Origin of the sequence: Proteus sp. fly-1067, from assembly GCF_040139345.1 — a bacterium.
GTDB lineage: Bacteria > Pseudomonadota > Gammaproteobacteria > Enterobacterales > Enterobacteriaceae > Proteus > Proteus vulgaris_B.
The window spans coordinates 270,894-296,096 of the sequence record NZ_JBEEUL010000003.1 but is presented as its reverse complement, the minus strand read 5'-3'; the positions used below and the strand labels follow the sequence as shown (position 1 = coordinate 296,096).

19 protein-coding genes are annotated in these 25,203 nt (G+C 36.0%); 3 read left to right on the top strand and 16 right to left on the bottom strand.

Going from position 1 to position 25,203, the window contains the following annotated elements; all coding sequences use genetic code 11:
- Positions 1 to 5: 5 nt before the first annotated feature.
- The 3 genes from ABN217_RS07495 to ABN217_RS07485 form a co-directional block, all read right to left on the bottom strand.
- On the bottom strand, positions 6 to 1,010 hold the full coding sequence (locus tag ABN217_RS07495; protein ID WP_196553927.1) for a DUF2169 family type VI secretion system accessory protein: 1,005 nt from the start codon (positions 1,008 to 1,010) through the stop codon (positions 6 to 8).
- A 9-nt stretch (positions 1,011 to 1,019) separates the two neighbouring features.
- The gene (locus tag ABN217_RS07490) at positions 1,020 to 3,140 is read right to left on the bottom strand and encodes a type VI secretion system Vgr family protein (RefSeq protein ID WP_349459283.1); all 2,121 of its coding nucleotides are present in this window, start codon (positions 3,138 to 3,140) and stop codon (positions 1,020 to 1,022) included.
- 101 nt (positions 3,141 to 3,241) lie between these two features.
- Positions 3,242 to 3,760 carry an Hcp family type VI secretion system effector gene (locus ABN217_RS07485; RefSeq protein ID WP_196553929.1) on the bottom strand — a complete coding sequence of 173 codons (519 nt, stop codon included), beginning with the start codon at positions 3,758 to 3,760 and terminating at the stop codon, positions 3,242 to 3,244.
- Between the two features lie 975 nt (positions 3,761 to 4,735).
- Here ABN217_RS07485 and ABN217_RS07480 point away from each other — a divergent pair.
- Positions 4,736 to 6,151 (top strand): NAD(P)/FAD-dependent oxidoreductase, encoded by a 1,416-nt coding sequence (locus tag ABN217_RS07480; RefSeq protein ID WP_115350733.1) that lies wholly within the window; start codon positions 4,736 to 4,738, stop codon positions 6,149 to 6,151.
- A 43-nt stretch (positions 6,152 to 6,194) separates the two neighbouring features.
- Here the strand turns inward: ABN217_RS07480 and ABN217_RS07475 are convergent, their stop codons facing one another.
- Complete coding sequence (locus ABN217_RS07475; RefSeq protein ID WP_197268921.1) at positions 6,195 to 7,349, bottom strand: type I restriction endonuclease; 1,155 nt, start codon at positions 7,347 to 7,349, stop codon at positions 6,195 to 6,197.
- A gap of 522 nt (positions 7,350 to 7,871) precedes the next feature.
- On the opposite strand from ABN217_RS07475, the gene ABN217_RS07470 reads away from it, so the two are divergent.
- Positions 7,872 to 8,399: a hypothetical protein gene (locus ABN217_RS07470; protein WP_196553931.1), complete on the top strand. Its 528-nt coding sequence runs from the start codon at positions 7,872 to 7,874 to the stop codon at positions 8,397 to 8,399.
- Between the two features lie 451 nt (positions 8,400 to 8,850).
- Positions 8,851 to 9,144 carry a helix-turn-helix domain-containing protein gene (locus ABN217_RS07465; RefSeq protein WP_196553932.1) on the top strand — a complete coding sequence of 98 codons (294 nt, stop codon included), beginning with the start codon at positions 8,851 to 8,853 and terminating at the stop codon, positions 9,142 to 9,144.
- Between the two features lie 148 nt (positions 9,145 to 9,292).
- Here the strand turns inward: ABN217_RS07465 and ABN217_RS07460 are convergent, their stop codons facing one another.
- The 12 genes from ABN217_RS07460 to ABN217_RS07405 form a co-directional block, all read right to left on the bottom strand.
- The gene (locus tag ABN217_RS07460) at positions 9,293 to 10,030 is read right to left on the bottom strand and encodes an ankyrin repeat domain-containing protein (RefSeq protein ID WP_196553933.1); all 738 of its coding nucleotides are present in this window, start codon (positions 10,028 to 10,030) and stop codon (positions 9,293 to 9,295) included.
- A gap of 401 nt (positions 10,031 to 10,431) precedes the next feature.
- On the bottom strand, positions 10,432 to 11,070 hold the full coding sequence (locus tag ABN217_RS07455) for a hypothetical protein (protein ID WP_349459274.1): 639 nt from the start codon (positions 11,068 to 11,070) through the stop codon (positions 10,432 to 10,434).
- Between the two features lie 9 nt (positions 11,071 to 11,079).
- Positions 11,080 to 12,456, bottom strand: a complete 1,377-nt coding sequence (locus ABN217_RS07450) for a VasL domain-containing protein (protein WP_349459273.1) — start codon at positions 12,454 to 12,456, stop codon at positions 11,080 to 11,082.
- Between the two features lie 90 nt (positions 12,457 to 12,546).
- Complete coding sequence (gene tssE, locus ABN217_RS07445; RefSeq protein WP_072070789.1) at positions 12,547 to 12,975, bottom strand: type VI secretion system baseplate subunit TssE; 429 nt, start codon at positions 12,973 to 12,975, stop codon at positions 12,547 to 12,549.
- Between the two features lie 2 nt (positions 12,976 to 12,977).
- On the bottom strand, positions 12,978 to 13,541 hold the full coding sequence (gene tssJ / locus ABN217_RS07440; RefSeq protein ID WP_196553936.1) for a type VI secretion system lipoprotein TssJ: 564 nt from the start codon (positions 13,539 to 13,541) through the stop codon (positions 12,978 to 12,980).
- On the bottom strand, positions 13,516 to 14,613 hold the full coding sequence (tssG, locus tag ABN217_RS07435) for a type VI secretion system baseplate subunit TssG (RefSeq protein ID WP_115350728.1): 1,098 nt from the start codon (positions 14,611 to 14,613) through the stop codon (positions 13,516 to 13,518). Before tssG ends, tssJ begins: the two co-directional genes overlap by 26 nt.
- Positions 14,577 to 16,340, bottom strand: coding sequence for a type VI secretion system baseplate subunit TssF (tssF, locus tag ABN217_RS07430; protein WP_349459272.1), 1,764 nt, complete (start codon positions 16,338 to 16,340; stop codon positions 14,577 to 14,579). Before tssF ends, tssG begins: the two co-directional genes overlap by 37 nt.
- A 32-nt stretch (positions 16,341 to 16,372) precedes the next feature.
- Positions 16,373 to 17,995 carry a type VI secretion system protein TssA gene (gene tssA / locus ABN217_RS07425; RefSeq protein WP_196553938.1) on the bottom strand — a complete coding sequence of 541 codons (1,623 nt, stop codon included), beginning with the start codon at positions 17,993 to 17,995 and terminating at the stop codon, positions 16,373 to 16,375.
- A gap of 45 nt (positions 17,996 to 18,040) precedes the next feature.
- A complete protein-coding gene (locus ABN217_RS07420) occupies positions 18,041 to 21,397 on the bottom strand; it encodes an ImcF-related family protein (RefSeq protein WP_349459271.1) in 3,357 nt (1,118 codons plus the stop codon).
- A complete protein-coding gene (locus ABN217_RS07415; protein WP_349459270.1) occupies positions 21,384 to 22,517 on the bottom strand; it encodes a KPHS_23130 family T6SS system protein in 1,134 nt (377 codons plus the stop codon). The genes ABN217_RS07420 and ABN217_RS07415 overlap by 14 nt, the downstream gene beginning before the upstream one ends.
- Before the next feature lie 59 nt (positions 22,518 to 22,576).
- A complete protein-coding gene (locus ABN217_RS07410; RefSeq protein WP_349459269.1) occupies positions 22,577 to 24,931 on the bottom strand; it encodes a T6SS phospholipase effector Tle1-like catalytic domain-containing protein in 2,355 nt (784 codons plus the stop codon).
- Positions 24,916 to 25,203, bottom strand: a 288-nt coding sequence (locus tag ABN217_RS07405) for a DUF3304 domain-containing protein (RefSeq protein WP_349459268.1), incomplete at its 5' end; no start/stop codon positions are given. The genes ABN217_RS07410 and ABN217_RS07405, both read right to left, overlap by 16 nt.

Sequence of the window (25,203 nt, the reverse complement as noted above, 5' to 3'; positions counted from 1 at the left end):
CCTTATTACAACTTATAAGCCTGAAGTTGTAGCGTGCTTTCCGTCGTCGAGATCAATTGGCGATAACGCCAAGTGAGATATAACTTTTGTTCATCAAGTGATACACATATTGTGTCTAGCGCTAATAACTCATAGGGCGCTTTTGAATGAGACAAATGAGGAATAGCGACAAAACCAATATGAGGCAAAGTAAGATCTACATGAGGTATTTCAGCAAAAAAACCGCTTAGTGAGAGGGTTTCATTGCCCACAAAAAAGCCTTGTTGATGCTGATCTTCTGGCGTACTCATCAAGAAATCAGACTTAAAATCATCAGGATAATAAGGCTTTATTTGATTGAGCCATTTGTCGTTATAGGTACCTGCAAATTGTGAGCGTTGTTGCCACCAACGGCTATATTGCCCATAGCCTGCAACATTCCACGGTTTATTCAGGTGGAATGCCTGTTCTGAAAAGGGAGAGTGAATTTGCGGAGCCGGGTATTGAAGCGCTTTATCAAGATAGCGACTCTCATACCAACCTAAACCAACGGGGTTTTTCTCATAAGCTTCTTGAAGGCTATTCTTGCCACCATAAGCATTCTCATAAATAAGCGGTAAGGCGGAAATAGGCTGTAGAGTACTTAATTGCCAATCATGGTGATGTTCCCAATAACGAGGACCACTGAGGATTAATTTTTTGTGTATTTGACCGATTGAGAGCTCGGTTTCCCACTGAGCTAAAGGCGTTTCATCTAATGTTCGGGCGGTACCCACAAGATAAATTTCAGCATTGGGCTTATAAGACACAAGATCTGTTTCGTGCAATAAACTGCTATTTTCAGGCGTTGTGCGGTAAACATCCGCCATAATGAGCGGTTTTTGCTCATCCGCAATGTCACATCTGCCCGTGAGAGGATCAAAATCACAAGTAACTTTTACCGCAATAGTTTGCCAATGCTCATCTTTATACCCCAGTTTTTCAAAGGAAAAATGAGGAAAAGGAGTCTGGTTAATCACGTGTGTTAGCATCCGAAACCCCTAGTTGATATCGACATCTTTGCCCGTGATCTGCACCGGACCTGAGGCTTCAAAACTAAATTCCGTACCATTAATAGTGATATGGCCTGCGCTATCCATTCTTAACACGCTGGCACCGCAACGCAGTTCAAGGGCATCGCCTGCATCAATCGCTAACGTATTACCCACACTGATTTTTTTATGTTGACCGACGGTTTCGGTGTTATTTTCCTTAATGGTTTCAGTGCGATTCCCTTTCACCACCATCTCTTGATTTTTATCGATAATTTCAGCGTGGCTATTGAGTACATGCGTACTGCGATTGTTGAGCACCACGGTATTCATATCCTTCTGCGCATGAATAAAAATCTCCTGCTTGCCACCGGCATCTTCAAAACGCAGTTCATTAAAGCCGTCACCCTTATGGGTTTTGGTTTTGATTGTGGTGCGAGTCATATTTTCAGGGAATTTTAGCGGTGGTGCGTTACGCCCGTTATAGGTGCAACCGGTGATAATCGGTCTATCAATATCGCCATTAAGATAAGAGACAATCACCTCTTGCCCGATACGCGGTACGGCAGAAAAACCATAACCATTGCCATTCCAACCCATCGCCACACGCACCCAACACGAGGCACTGTGATCGGGTTTGCCATAGCGATCCCAATGAAAATAGACCTTCACCGCACCCACTTCGTTGACGTAAATCTCTTCACCCGGAGGACCTACCACAGTGGCAACTTCATCGCCATCGGCAGTGGGTTTATAATGATGTGGAGGACGCCATTCTTGCGTACCGGGAATAAATTCGACGCTATTAGACAGTTGAGTCCCTTCGCCACCACCGTTATCCGCTAACGGCTGAACACCATGATGCGAAACTTGAATGACTTGCCAGTTGTCATTCATCATTAAATTAGGGTGGTTGCTTAGCGAGAAAATCTTGCCCGGCATTAAGGCAAAACAGTTGGTGCTGGCGCGTCCCACTCGACTGCCGTTGCGCAGTTGTTCAAAACGTATGGCGGTGAGAGGTGCTGCTTGTGCATCTTCTTGAAAGCGTCCATAGCTTTCAAACACGCTATGCTGACCGCCTTTTTCTAATTTGGCTTGATGGGCTAACGGGTAAGAAGGGCGGATAAAGTTATTGTCTTTTTGAATGGTTTCATCGACACAGAGATATTCACCGTATTGCCATGTGGTTGCTGTGCTGTCGGTAATATCGCTTTCCGCTTGCGGGTTATAGGTCAGGTGAATGCCCGCGGTCATCCCCATATGTTCATCGCTATAAAACAGTTGGTTCTCTTCAAACCAAAAGTTAATGCCTTCTTCAAAGGCTAAACGACACCAAAACGCATAGGCAGATTCCCGTTTTTGCGTGGTATAAGGGCGTTTTTGGTGTAAATCATCACGATAGAATTTGCTGTCTGCTTTGATATGTGCTTCTTCTAACAGCATTTTTAAAATCTCAGGCACTTTTTTATGCTGAAAAATACGGCTGTCTTGATTAAGGGTCATCACCCACATTTCAGGGCGAATATCAAAGTGATACCACGTTTTTACACCGTCAGTATTACCTTGCACAGCACCCGCTAATATTCCGCGCACGGTGCGGACTTCTTTACCGTTACGTTTAACGGTTAACGAGGACGCGACACCTAACAGCGACTGAAAATCGATAAAAGGCAAGGTAGTGACCGCGCTAATGGATAGCGAAAATAAACGTGATAACCCTTCGTTTAAATTAAATTCAGTGACTTGAAAAGTGCTTTCCGGTAAACCAGCAATTTGGCAGGTGAAGACCAAACCAGAAGGCGATACTGCGCCTAATAGAGAATCTAACAGTTGTGCATACGCTTTATTTTTCGCTAATCCTTCAGAGAAGGTGAGCCCTGGTACATCGTCATTATTTATTCCACTGGCAAAACCGCTGCCAGGAATAAGCGCTGAGGTTTGAGAGGCCATTGATGTGGCTTGCAAAAGCCCTTGTTGTGCAGTTTTTGCTGTGGTGAGGGCTTGCTGAGTGGAGGCCGAAAGTGTTGATGTTGCTTTAGCAATGGCTAATTCTTGCGCTTTATCGAGCGCTTTCTTCTTTAATCCACCAAGTTGAGAGGTTGAATTATTTTTTTTATCTTTCGCAAACATCATTCGCTCCAATATCCACTGAGCAAGCTACCGCTTGTTTTGTCCATTAAGAAAACGCAAAGAAACACCCACACACCTTGGTGTGCAGGTGAAAAAAAGGATTAACCTTCAAGAGGAGCGCGCCAGTCGTCAGAGCCAGACGTGCCTGCAACCGTGTGTTCCCAATCAATTTTTCGATAAGAAAGGGAGACTTCGATTAACTGTGTGAAGTCTGATTTTGCTGGATCTTGACAGTGAGGCATTTGGCAATCGATGTTGACGATAGTCGCATCGGTTAATGTGGTGGTGAAGAAATGCTCTTGTTTCCCTTCAACCGAAGTGCGATACCATTTTAATGTGGTTTTTGGCAGCATTTCGCCCGACGCTAAGGCGTTATACAGCAGAGGAACCGCTTTGTTTAACGCAACGGTAAAACGGAAAGGTTTATGGGCGCGTTGGCCAGAAGGCTGACCGGATTGTGGATCTGTCGGTACTGTCACTACGTGAGAGAATGCTTGCACCAGCATTTCATCTTCGTGCCCTTGAACATAAATATTACCGACGGATCCCGCGGTAAATGCACCCGCAGTGATGTTACCTTGAGTTTTCCCTTCGATAGAGATATAGCATGGAGTTGGCATGGCAAGTCCTTAATTTACAGTGAGTAATCGTTTCTCAACAAAATCATTTTGTTGAAGTCCTTTCGATAAAAATCAGCCAGTGCGCACTGCGATTTGATAAGAGTAGCTTAAGTAATTTTGGAAGGAAGTAAAGAAAGGGGCAGAGAGAAAGGGCGTTGTATCCTCGTAGGATAAGTGACTTAGCGTAAAATAATTGTTCACGCGATATTTACTGCTTTCGTTTATTATAATAAGTGTATTTACTTATACGATTCACTTTCGTAAATGTCCGAAATCTCGCTAAAGCCAGTCTGTTCTAATGTACATGGATTTTTAATATGTAACAAAATGTGTATTTTGTTTCAAATTGTAACGGTATTGATTTATAAAGAAAAAATTAAGCTACTTTGATAAAAATAATCAAAAAAAGATTTCTTGCACTATTGGTTTAAAAATGAACACTTAAAATTTGGTTATGTATAGAGATAAATATAATCTTAAGTGTGGTCATTTTAACTATCTCCTTATTTTCCTCTGAATCACCATCAAATAACTAGTCCATTGTTATGTTTCTTATTCTTATCTCCTTCTTATGTGCTCAATTTATTGTCTTAATAACATTAGTTATCTTGTGGATTATTTGTTAATCAATTTATTTGATTTAGCTTATCTATTTGCAATTTGAATGTGTCATAAGCCCACGCTTAACAAATTGGTCGTAGATCTTTAATAGTGAAAAATTTTATATTTCGACGAAGAAACCAAGAAAAAAACTAGCTGAATATCATTTCGTTTTACTTAATGCGCTTAAATAATCGATAAAAAACAAAATGATGATTAATCCCCTTCTTTGCATAAGTAAATTAAATAGTACGGATTTTTAAGAAAAAAACAGACGAAAAGATTTACAAATACTTTACTAATAGTTTACAAATGAAATAAGATAACGTTATTGTTTTAATGCTAATAATTCATTGAGTAAAAGGAACGAGTAAAATGGCGATATCTAGAAGAAAATTTATCATTGGTGGAACAGTCGTAGCTGTAGCGGCTGGTGCGGGTATTTTAACACCAATGTTAACTCGCGAAGGGCGCTTTGTTCCGGGTACACCAAGACATGGTTTTGTTGAAGGTACGGAAGGGGCTTTACCAAAACAAGCTGATGTTGTTGTTATTGGTGCGGGTATTCTCGGTATTATGACCGCCATTAATCTTGTAGAACGTGGCTTATCTGTTGTGATTGTAGAAAAAGGTAATATCGCCGGTGAGCAATCTTCACGATTCTACGGTCAAGCAATTAGCTATAAAATGCCTGATGAAACGTTCTTATTACACCATTTAGGCAAGCATCGCTGGCGTGAAATGAATGCGAAAGTCGGTGTTGATACCACTTATCGTACACAAGGCCGTGTAGAAGTTCCTCTTGATGAAGAAGATTTAGTAAACGTAAGAAAATGGATTGACGAGAGAAGTAAAAATGTTGGCTCAGATATTCCATTTAAAACCAAAATTATTGAAGGCGCTGAATTAAAACAGCGTCTTCGTGGTGCGACAACCGATTGGAAAATTGCAGGATTTGAAGAAGATTCAGGAAGTTTCGATCCTGAAGTGGCAACATTCGTTATGGCAGAATACGCCAAAAAAATGGGCGTTCGAATTTACACCCAATGTGCGGCTCGTGGCTTAGAAACACAAGCTGGTGTGATTTCTGACGTTGTAACAGAGAAAGGCGCAATCAAAACTTCTCAAGTTGTTGTTGCTGGTGGTGTTTGGTCTCGTCTATTTATGCAAAATCTTAATGTTGATGTTCCAACATTACCTGCATATCAGTCTCAACAGTTAATTAGTGGTTCACCAACGGCACCGGGTGGTAACGTCGCTTTACCGGGCGGTATTTTCTTCCGTGAGCAAGCTGATGGTACTTATGCAACTTCTCCTCGTGTTATTGTGGCACCAGTAGTGAAAGAATCTTTCACTTATGGTTATAAATATTTGCCATTATTAGCACTGCCTGATTTCCCAGTGCATATTTCTTTAAATGAACAATTAATCAATTCATTTATGCAATCAACGCATTGGAACTTAGATGAAGTTTCTCCGTTTGAGCAATTTAGAAATATGACAGCACTGCCGGATTTACCTGAGCTAAATGCATCATTAGAAAAATTAAAAGCAGAATTCCCAGCCTTTAAAGAATCGAAATTAATTGATCAATGGAGTGGTGCAATGGCTATCGCACCAGATGAGAACCCAATTATCTCAGAAGTTAAAGAGTACCCTGGCTTAGTGATTAATACAGCAACAGGTTGGGGTATGACAGAAAGCCCTGTATCAGCAGAATTAACAGCTGATTTATTACTTGGTAAAAAACCTGTTTTAGATCCAAAACCATTTAGTCTTTATAGATTTTAATTAAATAGAAATAAAAGAAAGCCCTCATTATAGAGGGCTTATGTTAGCTGGTTTTTTTTCTAAAATTATCATCATTTTTTACATATTCAAATGAATCTAAAATAATTCCTGTTATTCTTAATATATCTTCTGGCTCATTAATATTTATTCTATTATTAACCAATGATAATCCAGCTCTAGATATTTCATTTTCTAAAATATTAGTAATTTCAATTGGAACTATAATATAAGGATTGTTTTTATCATAAAACCTAACAATCCATCTATTTGTTTTACCTTGATATAATATACCAAAATATGATTCGGTATCTTTATACTGAATATCATCATTGCCAATAATCAGTTTTATTTTTTCAAATAACATTAATTCATTTTTTGTTGTAATAATATTAGGGTTGTTTGGATCGATGATATCTACAATTTCAGTCGTTTTAATATTGGCAGTATTATCTTCTTTAACTTCAGTTGGATCATCAAAAGTCATTGCTTTATTGGATAACCCAGATACAACCATCGCACTAACAGAGCGTTCGACTGCTTGCTTTACCAATGGTGTTATGGAGTCTATGAATCTTTGGTTTAATTGTCTTTCAACATTAGAGCGACTAGCAACATATCTTACAAATTCATTATCTACATCTCGTAAACTTGAGCTAATTGTTTTTGTAAAAGCCGATAAATAAACACTTTCTTCAGCTAAGGTTCTTAGTGCTTCCGGTTTAAATTTATCATGCCTAAATCTAAATAATTGACTGGCATCTGAATCACTTACCTCATCCATTCTTATTCTTAAGAAAGGGGTTGGGTCCATTACATTTTTCTGTTTTAAATCAGTAAAAAAACGCCATTCAAGTCCATTAGTTATCGCTGATATTGTCACTTCTGGTGTAGAGTTAAAATATCGTGACAACTGAGGACAATGGTTATCAAGTTTTTCTGAATATCCTTTTGCTTCAATAAACATGACGGGAACATCTTGGCAGAATAAGGCATAGTCAACTCGCTCATTCGCTTTAACTCCTGGAAAATCAGCACCATATTCTGCTTTAACTTTTTGAGGATCATAAGGATTAAAACCAAGGATATCTAAGAATGGCAATATTAGTGCTTGTTTAGTCGTTTCTTCTGTTGAGCAGTGTTGCCCTACATTCTTAACATGATCCATGTGATTTTTTAGCTTCAATTTAAAACTTTCCATTATCCTCACCTTTAATAATTAATGACTAAATTCCCAAACATAAAACTAAACACATCAACGGCTTTCATTACTATATATGTGTAAATATATTCAAAATATGCCCTATTAACATTTACTTTAAAAATTTTAATCTATAATTTAAAAGATCAATAGCGATGTGCTCACATTTACAGTAAATCAGGCGGGAAGTTTTATTTCGATTTTTAATATATTGATATGTATAGATATTTTTTAATCTTTAATAATGTGCATAGTAGTTTGAAAATAATAAACACAATATATAATTTTTATTTAGAATAAATAATAATAGTGTTTTTTTATTTTCATAATATCTTTTTTATAATCTATTTAAGACTATAAATATTATTTATCTTTTTAAATAGAATAAAACTAATTTTTTTATACGGAATTATATTAACATTAGGATAAAACTTGTGTTTTTTAATGATTAATTAGGATATATATTGATTCATTTGCTTTCGAGAACTTTGATCTCAACTTTATTAGGTAAAGGATAAAATAATGAAAAAAACGCTCTTAGCTAGCATGGTGTTGTTGGTTTCATCCAGTGTATTTGCGACTGAATCACAAGATACAAGTATGATTAAAGATGGTGTAAAAGGATTAACCTCCAGTATTACGACTATGAGTAAAGACGCTTTATCTGGCTTGAAAGATGGTGTTGATGAAGGCCGTAAATCAGGTAGTAGTATTGATGGTGCTATCATCATTTATGATAAAGAAAACTTAAATAAGTATACAACGATCAGATCACTTTCAGTAGGATCTACAGGTGAAAACAGCTACCTAGTTACGCTTGCGGTTAAAAATAATTCTGACTCTCTCATTCGCTTAACTAACTTAAGTGAGAAAAAAAATATTTATGCGATAGATGCTGACGACTTTGTTGCCTATTTAGATGGTATTCAAGAAGATGTCAATATCCCAAGTAAAACTGCAGTTAAATTACGTTTGGTATTTAAAGATACAGAAGGTGAACCTGTAAAAATACGCTTATATGAAAATGAAGTTGAATTAAATAAAAAATAACATTGTAGGCGATTTTATTTTAAAGTCGCCTATTAAATAAAATAAGCTAGCGTAATATTTTAAACCTTTCTAAATTTCTTTCGTTAGTTAAATTACTAATCTTATATCTCTCGCTTGTATATTATATAAATTAATTATTGTTTAATAATAAAATAGCAGATAGCTTCAATCACAACTATTGTGCCTTTCTTTTGATTACTCTATATCAAGTGTTTAATACTATAGTATTAATCTAAATTTGATTTATTTTAAAATAACATATAGAAATGTAAATTATTTTAAAGTTAAAATATCGGAATAACCTTATTAACAGAGTTCGTGAAAGTAAGTACTGTTACGAGTGTTCAATAAAAAATGGTTAAGTATTTTCAGTTTATGATTTGATCGTTTTTAAACTGTAATTCGGTGTTTTTTCGATATGATCATCTAATAAAAGAAGGAGAACAATGGGATGATTAACACCAAACTTGGAAATAGAATAAAAATGATAAGAAGACAATTGAAAATAACAGAGAATGAAATGTCTGAAAGGTTGGGAATAAGCATATTACATTATTCTCAATTAGAAGGAGGGCATTTAAAAATAACAGTAGATCAATTAATTACTATTTCTTTTGTACTGGGGGTTACACCTCAAAGCCTTATTTTAGAGGCTAAAAAAACAGATTTTATGATTTTTGAAGATAGAGAATCGATAACACAACCTAGTGAGATCGTAATATTTAGAAAGAAAAAAGTAGTTTAAAGAAATAGTATTATCATATTTTTATTGATATAAAATTAAGATGAATATATAAAACTGTATTTTTAGTTTTTTTATTAAATTTATACTTCTTAACATTTTATAAATAATAGCATAAATGCCATCTTATAATGAGATGGCATTTATGTATTTAATGGCAGGACGTTGTATTTGTTCTATGATTAATAGCACCATTTTTAATTAGTAGTTTCTGCATATCTTTAAGATCATTTTGGCAAGCATAGCTCAATGCACTTTGATCGTAAGAAAATAATGACTTATCCTGTGTTGTTGTGACAAGGTTAACATCAGCACCTTTAGAAAGAAGATATTTAACCGTATCAATGCGATTATTGCTTGCAGCAATCATAATAAAGGTTTCACCATCACTTTCTACTCTTTGATTATTGATCTCAATATCACTTCTCATTAAGGCGTGAATTTTTTTAACGACATTAACATTATTGCCTAATACGGCAGATTTAAAGACATTATAGACATCTCCTTTATCTGTAGCCCAAAGGTTAGCACCTTGAGAAATAAGATAATCCACCATTTCTTCATCACCAATAAATGCAGCCCAGCCTAGTGCTGTTTGGTTTAAGCTTCCTGTATCTTTTGCTTCAATATCTTGACCATTGGCAAGCATCTTTTTTACTTCATTTAAATCACCGTGTTTAACAGCATCAAACCATAGCGCATTTCTACCTGTACTTGGCGAAGTATAAAATACCCGATGTGGTAACCGTGATTTATTAGCTAATTCAACCATATCAGAATAATTTGATTTAAAAGATTGATATTCTGGTGGATTATTTTCATTAATAATCAATGCTTGTGCACTAAAAGAAACTAATGCTAATGAAATAACAAACATTTTCATATTCATTTAAACACCTTAAAATATAAATAATTAACAAAACTGATTTAAATTAGTTTATTAAAAATTAATATTTATTAGTGTTGTGATTTGAAACAAAATGTAAGTAAGGTGAGCTTTGTTAATACGTATTTGTAATGAAGATAAATCTTATTAATTGATTTGTTATTATATTGATTAAATATACGTGATTTTACTTGTTTTTTTGAATATAATAAGGATAATTCTTTTTTTATCTTTATATGATGGTTTTATTATGATGTATACTTATAATTTAATATCGTGATTCTATCATTTTCTTATTTTTTTATTTTTAATTTAAAGACTGTTTTGTAATAACTAGTTACTTTTTAATGGATATTGCTATCATTATAAAAAACAGTGTGATTATGATATTATTAATTCTTAAATTAATAATAGGTGGCTTTGTCAATTTTATAATCTTTTTCATCTATTATTATTTTTGATTTCAATATAGAGTGTTCGTTTTCAATTATTATATCTTCATTTTGGCTGTGTTTTTTTTCTGATTGAGAGTTAATAAGGGTTATTTTTAGTTTAAAAGTGTTCTTTTTGCTAAAAATATAAAGATCAACATAGGATAATTTATAATCAGGATAGCGAATATCTCTTTTACTATAATCAATTAATGGTAATTTATTTTCTCTATTGTTCATAAATAAATTTATTTTCGATTCTAGTACCTGATATTTGTCATTTTGATAATTAAGCTCTAATATAATCTTATATTCATCTTCATCAGGAAATATAAAGTCTATTGAGCCAATATTATTTTTAGATGAGAATATATCTTCTTGATTTAATGTGATATCTGCAACCGTTACTGTTCTCGGTTTATTATTATAATAAATAACAGGGTTTGATTGAGTATTTTGAGATGGGATTTTTCTTTCATCTTTGGATTCTAAGGTTATTTTAATTAAATCTATTGGACCAACAAAGATAAGTCCGCCATAAGGTGAACCCATAATACAGCCATTTAATAAATTAACAATGACAATAAGTATTAAATTTCTTATAACGTACATATTGTTTCCTTATTTAGACTGTAATAACGAATATCGATTTAATAGTTGTTTAAAATGATTGTCTATTCGTTGATACTCATAGTCTGGAATTGAATTTGGTGTTGGTTGTTTTTCAAGTAAGCGTAACTCTTCTTCTAAAGGTTTAGCTTGATTGAAATGCTGGCGAGCTTTAAAAATAATAGATTTTAATTCAGAGCCTGTAATATAGTTTTTAGGATTACCATCGAAGCTATCTAATCTTTTACTTAACCCATCCAGTTCGGTCATACCTTTAGACCATTGATTGAGTTGTTCATCTGTAGTGGCATTTATTTTTAGATTATTTTTCCAAAGCTGTGTAAATGATAAAAGTTCTGGATTGTCTTGATACTGCTCATTCAAATAACTGATAACTTCAAGCCCATAACTCTGGGCCCATGTGGGAGAAAGTAATGCGAGCTCATTTAAACGCTGTTGTATCACATTAATCTGCTCTGAATTGAGTGTCTGTGTTATATTTCTGCCACTTGCAGGTTGTTGTTCAATAAGAGAGCCTGCATGTGCATTAATGGTTGGAATATAAGGAAAAGCATCTGCTAGATTGTTACTTTTTAATTCAGATAACCAAAAATAAAATAAGATAATAAAAAATAAACTACTGGTTAATGTACCAATTAAAATACCTTTCCATAATTCTCGGTGGTTGTTTTTTTTTGCTGACGTCTGTAATGCAATCGATGGGGAGATGTAGGTTTTAGGTGGTATGGTATTTTTAGTTAAATGAGGGAGGGGTGATAATACTGATTTAGTACTTTGAGATTGATTGTTTTCCTCTGCATTAATAACAGGCGATAAATCAGGAGAATAAAAATTATTATCTAATGTATCTGCATTTTCTAGTTGTCTCGCTTGGGTGATAATTAAATTTTGTAAGTAATCAAACTGGACAAGATGTTTAATTTCTAATGTTTGAAGGTGATGATTAATGTTTTTTAATAATTCTTCAATTTGATAAAGAACAGGTAAGTCGGCATAAACAAATATTGTTCCTCGAATACCTGAAATTAATTGTTGGTTTAATACAGAAAGAATATTAACACGAGTATGTGTTTGCACAGGCCATACTGTTTGCCAATGTTGAGTTAATATCTTATGGGTTAGATAAAGGCCTTCATTTAAACCATCTAATCCAGACTGGTGCTGCCGAGACAAAACAAACCAAGCAACTGTTTGAAGATCAACCCCATTTTGATTAAATAAAGAAACACACAATTCATGGACATATTGCCAGTTAATATCAGGGCGTGCTGGATGAAAACGTTTATCAAGTTCTTCTTTAATATTAAGAAATTGATTAAATACACGAGGATCACCTCCAATAGGAAGTGAGTCTAAATAAGAGTTCATAGAAGCCTCAAGTTAATTTAAGGTCTAAATGTTATAAAATAAAGTAAAACAAAGAAAAATAGGCTAAGAATAAAATGAATAGAAATACGTTTATGATAAGTTAAATTGTTTTTTTAAATGATGGAGAAATATTCGTCCATCAGGAGAAAACTCTGTACCATAACGTATAAGTCCTCTTTCATGTAATTCAATATCTAAAGAATAACATAATTTTCCAAATTCATTCTCAGGTAATATACCTAGTGTTACTGATTTTATTCTAGGTTCATATTTGAGTAATGTTTTTGATAATATTGCCATTACTTTATGTGAGCTTCCTGGTAATCCTTGAATAAGTTTGCTCATATCAGGTAAGCCATAATCAGGTAAATGTTTTAATGTTCCTGCTCGTGAGTTTAATATTCGACGAATATTATCCATAACAGACAGAATAACTTGGTTTTCTTCGGAGATGGTATCAACTGGCAATCCGCCAGAAAAATACCCCGTTAGCATTTCATAAAGAGAGGGTTGTGGCATCGTTATTTTTTATCCAAAGGTTGTAATGTCAGTGTATTTTCAGCAAGCTCAATTTTTCGTGCTTTATTTGGATCGAGCTCATTTTTAGGAATAACAATTCGCCAGTTATTTTTAGTTTCATCAGGTGTGTGAAACATTACCGCTATTGCAACAAATTCTGTTTCTTTTTCCATTGGCATATCTAAAGAAATAGATTCTCCAGGACGAATACGTAAGTCTTTTTGTGCTAGCAATGAAGATTTTAAAATATCGTTATTTTGATTAAACAGTGATAGATAATCACTATCATTAAAGGTGTCAGCAGATTTTAGTTGGAATACTCTAACAATGACGGAAAGCGAAGAACCGTTATCGTCAGTATTAAGTGCTTCTCGTGCAGTAAAATCTAAATGTAGTACTTTAATTTGCTTATAGAAAATAGATTTAGTTAGAGAGACAGTACCATCGCTAATAGTTTGTGTTAGACCACATCCGGCAAGAGTAAAAACACCAATAAGTAATAGTGCTAGCCGGTAAGTATGGGGGAGAAATATTTGTGGTTTAGAATTGATAATTGCCATATTCATCACTTTTATAATGTTGAGTGCGGAGTGTTAGATATTGATAAAAACCAAGGCCGATGGTGATAAAAGAGTTAATTGGCGGTTTTTCAATAATGTTATGAGGTCGCATTACTGCTGTTCTACCCAGTTGCACACCTTGGCTTTTAGAGGTGCTCAGTGTTGCATCAGGTAATAAATCTCTTGGTAGTGTTAAACGCAACCGTGCATTAACGCGTGAACCTAAATAAACACGAAGCAATGCCATAAAATCTTGATAAATACTACCATCAGGTAGCCAGCCTTTTGCTTCATCTTTATTTTCAGTATGTAACTTTATTAATACTTGGCTATTTACATCTATCGCATAACTGCCCAAAACGGGTTTATTTTCTAATGTAATAGGAGATAAACACGACATTGCAGTGGGAGCTTCTAGTGCTATTCTTCGTGGATCATGAGGAATAATATTGACCTTTGTTGATGGCGCTAATAATTTTACTAATGCACTAATTCCTTCCGCTGTACGTGTAGGTAGGCGTAAGATTCCTAATAGCGCTAAAAAGCGAGATAGGGGGGATTGCACCTGATTAGCACAACCTGGAATACCTAAACCAATTAAACCATAGAGGTATTGTGATGTATTATCACAGCCTCCTTCATCGAAAGTCGCAGGATAAGAATATTTACGCCAAATCCGATAAAATTGTGTAGTCAGTCGATGATTAAAAATATCTAAAAAATCAGTTAGTGGATCTGTGCCATCTCGATATTGTGCAATATCATCGAGATAAGAAGTAGGAAGCGGTGAGGTGATACCATAAAGCCCCAGAAAGGTAGTACGTAAGCTTGGTACTGTACTTTTACGGTATCTATCAAGGGAGTCAATTCCTTTGATTTCAGTCACTGGAAAACCCATACCGCGATGAGGGCGAAAACGAATAGGGTCGTCTTTAGGATCGTGAGAACGTCCTAATTCATAGAACTTAGCATTAGATTTTTCAAGTAATTGGCAAAAGCGATAGAAATTTATATAAGGTAATTTTTCGCCTAAAGCTTCAATTAACGGGGTAGCTGTGGATTGTGGATCTCTTTCCATTGAATACGTTTTCCTGTTGGTAAGATAATCAGTGTTAATTGATTAAACAGATGAACATCGGCATAAAGTGCAAAAAAGCGATTAAGCATTTCACCAAATAAATACATATCCCCTTCACCATTAAAACCATTACTGTCTAATGTCACTTCAATATCAATGCCTCGTTGTAAAAAGCCTTTCTCAAAACGCTCAATTAAATGGTGTTCAACATGAATAATGGCATCGAGTTTTCGATGATTCATATCATCATCTCGCCAGTCATAGAGTGCGAGCGTACCCCGAAGCACTTCGGCATTGTCCATCATATTAAGAAAACTTGAACCAAGGTGGCTGAGCACTCGCCAATGAAAGCGATCTTCTGAAGGTGGATAAAGCGGTAAAGTGGGTTTACATAAATTACGTACAGTTAATGGAATTTGTAAGGTTTGTTCTGTTCTATCAAGCAATGTGCTTTGTAGTGCTTTACGAGGTAATTGCCCATTAGTTCCAGTGAGTTGTAATGAAAGTGTTTCTGTTTCGGTAGCCAAATCAAGATTTTGTTTTTCACCACCTAAAATAAGCCAAGTATCATGAAGTCCCGCTACCCCACGTTTAACTCGAGTATGGTAATAACGTTCAGGGGCATTATGGCGTAACATGCCACCACGATGACGAAAGCTAGTAAATGGCACATAAATAGATTCATTTGTCCGTTGAGAACCATGTACGCTATCAACACTATAAATTTCAGTATGCCCATCTTGAATACGACGCGGGCGTAATAAATATTCACTTTCTAGTCCATTAACAGTGAGGGGATCGGCTTCTATATTAAAAAGGTTAATGACAGGAACACAATGTAAACGGATATTTTCCTCACTTAATGTGAGCGAGTTATCCCATAAAGTATTTAGAACAATATCTAACTCAAATTTTGATGTTTCTTCAGGAAAATGGATATCACCTAATCCATTAAGCGACACAAACATAAATTTTTCACGAAAAGAAAAATATTCCAACAGCAATTGATAGCCACTAAAAGTGGTATCACCTTTAGGCCAAAGGGCATCCGTATTTTTAAATCCTCCCGGCGAAAAAGAGAGAGGCACGGCTATTCTGTCTTTTGATTGAGGGAGTTTTAAATAGGTTTTTGAAACTTGTTTGGTTAATGCTAAATGCAGTGCATTAGTTGTTGGAATATCACCCGATAAATAAAACGAAAGTTTATGAAGGTTAACTTCAGGCCAATTAATCATTTCACTACATGTAAATTTCAACCGAATAACTGAACGTCCATCTGGCTCGGCCGTTAAATTAACGGTTTCTATTCTTATTGGATTAAGTGTTAAATCTTGCGTTGTTCGATAGTGACAAATTGTTTTTTTCGGACCAATAGGACGAGAAAGTACCTCAAATTGAGCCGATATTTTATCTGTCATTTTCATTTTTTGAATATCTGGTGTTAATTCAATGATTGATAATGAAGGAATTGTTTGTAAATAATGAGGCCACAATAAACTAACAAGGCCTTCTGTTAATTCAGGTAAATCATCATCAATTTTTTGTCTTAATTGCCCCATTGAAAAAGCAAAGCCTTCAAATAAGCGTTCAACAAAAGGATCGGGTGTACCTACTTTATCTAAATCGAGCATTGCGGCTCTATCGGGATGTGCTTGTGCAAACTCTTTTGCTGCTTCTTTAAGATAGCACATTTCCGCATCAAAATAGCGAAGGGTTAAATCATCCATTAATTTGATACCTTGATTTGTTGAGTAAAATATTAAGAATATAAAATTGAAGAGCGTACAGGATCGATAGCCGTTAATTCACTGAGTAACAGTTCCATTTGTTGTTCAATGCGGTTTTTATCTGAAGTATTACGTTGAATTTTGGCTCTATAAAGGTGGAGTTGTCGTGCTTTTACTTCAAAAATATAGTTAGGCTCCCATTGTGTTAATGGCATCGAAAGTGCTTTTTTATCGAGTTCTCGTAATAAATTTAATGCCAGATCCTGGCGAGCAAATTGTTCTGCTACTCTTGCCATAACGAGGCTTAATAGCCATTTTTGTCTTGGTGTGTTGATATCAGGACGATGTTGTAGCCATTTTAAGGCAATCTCAATGCCTTCATTGTCTGCTTGAGTCATGGCTTCAGGCTCTAGTGCCAATATAGGCTCATCTTCGGATTGGTGAGATGATGAACACGATAAGCCCTGTATGGCATCAAAATTCTCTTCCATAACATGCTGTTTTATCCAACTTAAGGTTACTTCATCAGCAAAGGGAGTTCCATCTTCCCATGACAGTTTTTCTAAATCAGGGAGGCGAGTAAGAAATTGTTTTAAATCGTTTTTTATAACATCAGACCATGCATTCCAAGGAGCAGGAGATTTGCTGAGTGCTTGATATAAATACCATTGCACATCTAACCAAAAATGGTTAACACCTTCAGCAAAAAGCTTGTCAGCTTGTTCTGCAAGTTCTCCCCAACTTTGTTGTAAATAGAGGCGTTTAAGTTGGGCTCTTGCATCCGTTCTTGGGGGGGAAAGGCGAGTGCAACCTTGCTGATCTTGTGGTGGAAGTTGATGAAGCGTATCCCATCTCACTACTTTCATTAATCTATGTCCTGCTAACCAGCCACTAGGTTGATTTCGTAAGTAGTTAGCAAGCACTTTGGATTGATCTAATAATTCGCGACCTGATTGTATTGTTTCTATTGGCGTACTTTGTGATAAAGAAGAGGGCGTTGAAGACGAGTTATAAGAGGATTCATTTCTGCTGATATTTTGTGGTACTAATGAGCTTGTGCCACCAGACTGAGCAAGGCGTTTTTCGAGTGCTTGATGTAATCCAGCAAGTTGAGGTCGTTCAGCTTCATTCCATGTTGTAAGTTCTGTTTCAATTATCGCTAATAGCGCGATAATACGAGAAAATTCATTATGATCGACTTCGGGATAAAGCGATAAGCTATCTAAAACACGTTGTCCTGATAACCACTCTAAGGCTGATTTTCTACTGGTGGCTCGGCTAGGTAATAACGTGTCGTGATAGCGAGTGAGCAATCCAGCCAAAAGTCCCAACGAATCCGCAAATCCATGTTCACCTTCTTTGTGCAAGCGAGCCCAAATATAATAAGTTACAACGCGCACATCTTTACAGGCGTTGAGCAGTAAATTTTCAGCAAGTAAGCAAATTAGTTCAGTATCGGCACCAGAGAGTTTATTGACTTCTTCTTTCATGCGTTCAAAGTCATCTTCATAGCAGGGATCATCACCTACAGGTTGATTAGGCGTAATGGGTAATAGCCAACGATCCCATAAAGCGATTTGTTGTTGAGCAAGTTGTTGCACTTTGTTTGTATCATCAGCAAAGCATGATGAAATTAAGGTATCCAATAAGGACATAGTGAGCATATTTCCTTTTAAGATAGTCGGGAATGTGATTTTTATTTAATCCAAAAAGATCTTTTCGGGTAAAACAAAATTGCGTAGTTGCAATAGCGCGATGGGGCCATCGCCCATTTCTGTCCTTAAAGTGTAGTTGAGGGATTGCCCATTTAAGGTTTTCCAACTGACAGAGTAACTACTGGTGCTGCCGGCATAAGGGGCTATATTGGCATCTTCCAATAAACGAATAATGCCCCAGACGCCACGATAATCGCCATAAATACGTGTACCTGTATTGGTGGTGATCCAACTGAGTGATGCACCTGAGGCGACAGTATCCGCTGGCCAAACGAAGCGTTGCCATTGCGGTTGTTGGTTATCATAGATAAGGGACTGTTTATCTATCATTAAGTGGGTTTGCATTATATTGGGTGATGTACCCGGACGTAATTCAAAATAAAGGCGCGCTTCACCATTCGCAAAAACCACATCCCCTAAATAGCTTAATTTATCTAAGGCTTTTAAGAACTCTGGGTTAAAGGTTAAGCCTTGGGCATTGGTGGTATCGGGTACCCAGTGTGTACCTTCTTTATGTAAAACACCGTTAAGATGGGTTTCAAGGAAGCGTTGAATACGGCCATTATCAGGGCGTAGATATTGCGCCATTAAAGGTAATGAGATTTCACTTTGTGTATTTTTGAGGGGATAACGCCCCCCAAATGCCCTATTCCAATCATTCACAACGGCATTTCGCCATTGGGTATTGATACCTTGTGAGGTCGGCGCTAATAACTGTTGCCATGCTTGAGACATCGGCTGCACAAGTAGTGTTTGTCCAAAGCCACTCCACTCTTGCCCAAAGCTTGCTGCGATTAAGCTGCCATAATCTTGTGTTTCGGATAAATCGACCGTTTTCCCTTCAAAAACACTTCGGGCTAAGGCTTGAGACATCGCTTGGGGATCGGGCGCATTCACTACTTGCTGGAGTTTTAAGCGCACTCGCGTTACACGTGTGAGATAGGCTTGTAAGCTCAATGTATCGCTGTTTTGTGCGGAAGATTGCGGATCAGTAAAAGCCAGTATTGGTGCAAAAACAGGCTCAAGTGGCCCTGTGAATTCCGCCTTTTGACTAATAACTGGTTGCTGTTCTTTGTTTAATAGATCTTTGGCAGAATTCACAAAAGAGTCTGCTAGCTTTTCTTGCTGACGACCAGTTTTACCTTGATAAGAGAGTGTATTCATTAAGGCAATAATGGGGGATTGTCTGACATCACTCATTAATGTGAGTTGATCAATCGTATCGGAGAGGCTTTGTGTTTCTCGCCACTGTAAGCCATTGAGGAAGCTTAACCAACTGCCTGAAAAATCATTAAAATAGCGTTCAGTCAGGTTTTGTTGCAATTTTTCCGGTGAGATATCAATATCAGCCTCTTTTTGTGTGTCACTTAATACCCAATCTATTTCTTCTCGTCTTTCATAAACGGCTTTTTTAATCGCCGGCTCAATAGAGTCTTCCCACGCTTTACGGGTAAAAATACCGGGTATAGTTTCTGTTGAGCTTAATAAGAAACTGACATCGGTATCCCCCGTCATATCATCCAAGGTCATATCCGCAAAGTTGTGCTGTGCTTGTTGTAAGATGTTTTGGTAAAGCGCAGACTCGCCATTACGTTGACCAATTTGACGAATAAGAATAGTACGGCTTCCGGCAACTAAAGTGCGATTAGGCTTGATTTTCCACTCATCGTGATACGGTAACTGAGAAGCATAGAAAGTGAATAGTTCTGTGCCTAATGTTTGCCATTCACCGTCTTTTAATCCGTGATATTCAGGCCAGATATTCAATGCACTTTCAGTGAAGAAAGCCGGATCAATACGGGACGGATCACTCATCATCAAATAGGCTTTCAGTGTTTGATAAGCAGATTGAGCGCCTTCAATTCGTTCAGCACTTTCAGGAGGGAGCTGCATAAATGCGTGAAGATAATTTTCGAGACGTTGTTGGGTCGAATCACGTAATAATGGCAACATTGCTTGGCTATAAACCGGCCATAAATGACTGAGCAATTGATTGTTGCTACTTAAGCCAAAGCGTAACCAAAATGGCACCGCAGTCTGTTCTCTATAACTCAATAACCCCAAGGTTTGTTGTAAGCCATATTGTGCCTGCAAACGGGCAAATTCAGATTGATGATTGTCTGTTGCCAACTGCGCTTGTTGTTGGCTTTGGGTAATTAATTGGCGATTCATAAAGTAAGAGACCACCATACCAATACCCCACAGCGTCATGGCGGTTGCAACCGTATATTGCAAAATACGTTTTGAATTTAAACCTAACGGTGAAGCTTTTAGTGGTGGGGGGAGTTGTTTATTGGCTGAGAGTAACGCCTTCCAATGTGCGTTCGCTGTCCATTGATTGTTTAATGATGAAGATGGAGATGTACTTTGCGCAATAGGAGGGCTAAACAGTGCGCCAGCAAAAGGTAGCGGGCGATAACCCGATAGAAGTGGCTCTAAGTTATTAGCAAGTTTTTCACCGCCTTCATGCTGTAAAAAGCGGGCTAAAGCCAGTAAATAGGTGTGTGTTTGATTGTGTAATACAGCGAGTGTGCCTTGCTCAATAAGAGCAGGTAACAGCTTATTCATATCGTTTGAGAGTATTTCTGAAGTGGCATTTAATGGTGCAGAGTAAAGTACTGTTGGTGCCTCTTCCATGGTCATATCTCCATTATTACTGATATTCCAAAGCCAAATAGGCGCTTGCCAGCGTAATTGACGAAAGAGCTGGTGGAAATAACGGCTTGCGGTGTCTGTATTGGCTGGGGTTAAGTGATTAAATAAAGAATGACCCAACGGTTGTTGCGATAAGCTGTTCTCAGAGACCCAAATAACCGCATCAAGTGGGCGACGGCGACGCAGTTGTTTTAAATCTTGAATTAAACTTTCATCCATACTTTGATTGATATCGCCCCCATAGATAAGTAACGTGCCGTTGTTTTCTTGCCAGATGTCCGTTGTTAGATTGGGAGTAAGCTTTTCGACAGATGTTGAGGTGCCGATGAGGAGTATGCGTATTAAATTTTTTGAATTACGTTGACCATATTGTTTAAATATATCATCAATAAATGAATTATTTTGTTTGTTTATTTCGGGTAACGTTTTTGTATTATATAAGAAAGGTTTACTGAGTAATGGAATAACTTTTTTCCATCCATAAATAAAAAATGGAAAAGCTAATATTAAAGCTACCCAACTGGAAAAAGCAAAAAATACAATTTCTTTAGGTAAATAACCTGTTTTTAATATGTCATTACCAAAAAGATAATAAAGTATAGACAATGTAAAAAGGGATATTGTAAGAATAACAGCATAAATAATAAATAAATCCCGAGTTGAAGAAAGCTTATCATTGATTTTCATCTTTGAGAATAACCCCTGCTATATATTGATTATTATAATACCCAGAAATCCATCCACAGCTATTAATATCATTATCCATACAGTGTAGAACAGCAAATGAAATAGCAATAAATGGTGATGAGTAAGTACTATCACCGAAGTAATCTTGTACGATATTATCGGCAGAATAGAGCGGTGTTGATAAAAAAGCATAAGATGCTTGAGTATTAATCGATATATTTATCTCTGGTAATTTCTCCATCCCTGAATATTTAATAATTTGAGAGGTTAATTCATTATTGCTTTCATTATTTGATATTTCACAACGATGTAAATGATAGGCTTCTTTATCAGGAAATATTGTCCATAAAAAACCAGTTTCACTTAATTTACCTTCACTGATATCATCAAAAATATTAGAACCGCCAACAAGGTTGTAATGCTCAGGTTTATAATAAAGATAGTAGTTATCAATAATGATATCTAAAGAATTTATCGAATTAATAAATATGGTTTTTAATGGTGGCGATATATGATTTTCTTTTAGGTGTTCAATAAATTTATTTAGACTACGTTGACTTCCTTTCCAATAAATATTATCGATTTTAATATTGTCTATGTTGTTTTCTTCTCCATTTATAAAATGATCTGCCAGTAATTTAGCCATCATTTCTTCTCTATTTTTTTTATTTCCGATAAGTGCAGAGCAAGGAATGCGCTCTTGACCATCTTCTATTATAGGAAGTGGTGAAACAGGTCTAATTTTTAAAACTTGATGCCATTTATGTTGATTCTCACCAAGAGAGCCGATAATAATTGCGTCTTTTATGGGGATTGAAGCACTATGGTATAACCACCATTTTTTATTATCATCATCGAATTGTTTTTTAAATAAGTTATTGTTGTGATTATTTAATGTTTTTAAAAAAAGATAAATTAAAAATAAAAATGATGAAACAAAAATGGGAATGAAAATGCTGGATATTAAAATAAAATATTTATTTTCTACTTTACTGTTTGATGAAATAACATTGGTAAAAAATAAAGATAAACCAATAAGGATAAGCATCCATTTTAATAACTTTTTCCAATTTATTGGTTTATCTTGTGAAAATTCAGGGTAACGCGGAGGGTATCTCACGAAAAATCTCCTGATTTTTTAAAGACCGAATTTAAATAAATAGGATTGTTAATAATAATTTAAGCAATCTGTAAGATTTTTTTTGTATCAATAACTTGAGTCAAACTATTAATAACACCTTGTGTTTGCTCAATAACTGATTGGGCTACAGCAATTGATTGTACAGGCCCTGCATTTTTAGTCGGTTTAACATCCTCTGGATTAATAGGTAATGCTAATCCAGTTACCGCATTTACCACTTCATATTCCATTGACATAACGCCTAATGTGCCGGCAAAAGCACCTAATGCATTTTTAATATTCTTTTGTTTAACTACATACGCCATACCGCCAATAAATGTGGCAACACCAATGATTTTTCCGGCAATTGCAACAGGGGATAAAAATTTATTAGTTTCGCTACCTGCATAGATCATTCTATAACTAAAATAACTTGCCCAAGGTTCTCTAGATTGTAATGCATCATGCATAAACCAAGCTCGAGAATCATGAAATTGATTATCAAATAAATCTCTTGTTAATAATTCATCAGGATCAGGCGTATTGTTTTCTTTAAATAGAGGAAATCCATCACCTTTTTTATAAATATCATCACCACTTTTTTTCATATAAAAATATTCAGCTTTTTCATCATCAGTATTTAATAAGCACATTATATTATTTAATAAATTATCGACAGAAAACTGTTTCCAATTTCGGACTTCTCTTCGCCCATTATAATAGTCAGCTTTAAACTCTTCAGCTGCTTCTCTTAATTGTGTTTTACCCAGCATGGGTTCATAAATACGAGGTCCCACAAGATCTCCTGGTGATATGGTGTCTGTACCATTTTTTATTTTTTCTTTTTGTTGTTCTTCTTTCTTATCTTTGTATTCATTCCATTGTTTTCTGTCTGCCTTTATCTTTTCAGTGCCATGCTGTACAGCATTTTTATAAAAATCTTGATTAAAAAGATTCATATCGGCATATCTATCAATACGCCAAGCCGTCATCCATGCCATTTGTTTTTCGACGACTTTTTCTAATGTTGTATTTGCACGGCAAGCATTGAAGCTTCCTGAGAAATTAGTAGTAGCCACTGGTGGTAACCCCAATGTAATTTTTCGCCAAGCATTAAAACGTTGAATTAGAATTGGGTTGATTTCAAAAAGTTCATAGCTCTCTCTCGTAATGTTATTACACATTACTTTCCCACTACTATTTTTAGGTGAAGTACCAGTAATATTTAATGGTGCTCCTGTAAGAAATGCTGAAAGATAAAGATCATGTAAGACGATTTGTGAAACTAACATGGATGGGTCTTCAAATGCCTTGCCCTGATCACCGACCAAATACCCCCCGCCAATATCAGAGTGAACACCGGGGTAAACCACTTCTTCAATATCAGGTATTTTAGGATAATAACCATGTTTATTATCTTTATTATCCCAAACACAAGGACGTCTTATTGTGTCTAATGGAAAACAAAAACGTTGTTCATGGGCAGAAACAAAATGGCGACAACATTTAATAAAAGCAGGGAATTTTTTTTCATCAGGGAGTTGTTGGGTACCATTTGCCCAATCCATATGACCCGAAAAGAAAGGTGCCAAATGCACTATACCCACAGAGGGTACGGTATCTAAAATACCGATAAATTCGACTTTTACATCAATACCACATAATTTTTGAACAGGTTTATCGGCTCCTTCTGGGGTATCAAATAATTGTGTTACCCAATTAACAAACGTTCTTGCTTCCGCCGCACCACGAGAGAAACCATAAACATAAAGTTTAATCGTTAATGTGTTAGGTTTAAGTTGTAATCCTTCAATAATCTCTTTTTTATTAACTAAAGAGTGGATAACGGCACGGCGACGCCCTTTACCGCTAATAGGAAGATATGTTGAGGTTGCCATATCTTTTAAGTGAGTACGTAATTCAGACGTTACTAATTCCTTTTGATTTGAAGCAATAATTAATGTATTTGCTAACATTAATAATGCCCAATTAATACGATTTTCTCCGCCAGTTGCAAATATTAAGCCCATATTAGTGAAGTTATATTCTGCTATTTCAGGAAAGGCGGTACCAACTCCAGGCATATAGTATTTAAAATACTCTCTTTCTTTTTTAGCTTTATCTTCAGAGTCTTCGTTAGTAGCTTCAAATAAACGGGTAATATTAGTAGCAGTTTTAGGCTCAGCCGCCATATCCGCTTTGCAGTTATTGTTGGTGCCATCGAAAAAGAAACTAATATGTAAATTACGACAGCAGTTATTTTTTACGCCAGCAAGGCTGGAATTATGATTTCGTTTCTCTTCTTCTCGTATTTTATAATTATTCTCTATTTGTTGTTGCGTTAGTTCTAGTCGCCCATCATCTGGGAAATGATTAGGCACCCAAACTGGTTCTGCTTTTATTTCTTCGAACATACAGCGGGCTCCTTCAAATTATGAGGTTCATTAATTGGGTATTCAGGATGGCCATATCCTTTGCAAGACGTGGTGATTTTGACTTCGTCGCAAGGCAAAAAATGGACTTTAACGCTACAAGGTTCGTCATATTGCGGGATCGGCACCCAAGCTTCGTGGGTTGAGGTATTATCACGGAGTTGTTGCTCCCAGCGATTATAGGCTTCGACTTGACTAAATTTAGGTGCTGGTGGAAATTTTGTGGTATCGACCTTTTTCCATTGAATATGCAC

Bases quoted from the DNA above. Each gene is read 5' to 3' on its own strand.
- ABN217_RS07475 (WP_197268921.1), bottom strand. From the start codon at position 7,349: ATGGAAAGTTTTAAATTGAAGCTAAAAAATCACATGGATCATGTTAAG.
- tssF (WP_349459272.1), bottom strand. From the start codon at position 16,340: ATGGATGATTTAACCCTTCGCTATTTTGATGCGGAAATGTGCTATCTT.
- tssJ (WP_196553936.1), bottom strand. From the start codon at position 13,541: ATGAATATGGCAATTATCAATTCTAAACCACAAATATTTCTCCCCCAT.
- ABN217_RS07480 (WP_115350733.1), top strand. From the start codon at position 4,736: ATGGCGATATCTAGAAGAAAATTTATCATTGGTGGAACAGTCGTAGCT.
- ABN217_RS07420 (WP_349459271.1), bottom strand. From the start codon at position 21,397: ATGAAAATCAATGATAAGCTTTCTTCAACTCGGGATTTATTTATTATT.
- tssE (WP_072070789.1), bottom strand. From the start codon at position 12,975: ATGCCACAACCCTCTCTTTATGAAATGCTAACGGGGTATTTTTCTGGC.
- ABN217_RS07450 (WP_349459273.1), bottom strand. From the start codon at position 12,456: ATGAACTCTTATTTAGACTCACTTCCTATTGGAGGTGATCCTCGTGTA.
- ABN217_RS07495 (WP_196553927.1), bottom strand. From the start codon at position 1,010: ATGCTAACACACGTGATTAACCAGACTCCTTTTCCTCATTTTTCCTTT.
- ABN217_RS07470 (WP_196553931.1), top strand. From the start codon at position 7,872: ATGAAAAAAACGCTCTTAGCTAGCATGGTGTTGTTGGTTTCATCCAGT.
- ABN217_RS07465 (WP_196553932.1), top strand. From the start codon at position 8,851: ATGATTAACACCAAACTTGGAAATAGAATAAAAATGATAAGAAGACAA.
- ABN217_RS07490 (WP_349459283.1), bottom strand. From the start codon at position 3,140: ATGTTTGCGAAAGATAAAAAAAATAATTCAACCTCTCAACTTGGTGGA.
- ABN217_RS07410 (WP_349459269.1), bottom strand. From the start codon at position 24,931: ATGTTCGAAGAAATAAAAGCAGAACCAGTTTGGGTGCCTAATCATTTC.
- tssG (WP_115350728.1), bottom strand. From the start codon at position 14,613: ATGGAAAGAGATCCACAATCCACAGCTACCCCGTTAATTGAAGCTTTA.
- ABN217_RS07460 (WP_196553933.1), bottom strand. From the start codon at position 10,030: ATGAATATGAAAATGTTTGTTATTTCATTAGCATTAGTTTCTTTTAGT.
- ABN217_RS07455 (WP_349459274.1), bottom strand. From the start codon at position 11,070: ATGTACGTTATAAGAAATTTAATACTTATTGTCATTGTTAATTTATTA.
- tssA (WP_196553938.1), bottom strand. From the start codon at position 17,995: ATGTCCTTATTGGATACCTTAATTTCATCATGCTTTGCTGATGATACA.
- ABN217_RS07485 (WP_196553929.1), bottom strand. From the start codon at position 3,760: ATGCCAACTCCATGCTATATCTCTATCGAAGGGAAAACTCAAGGTAAC.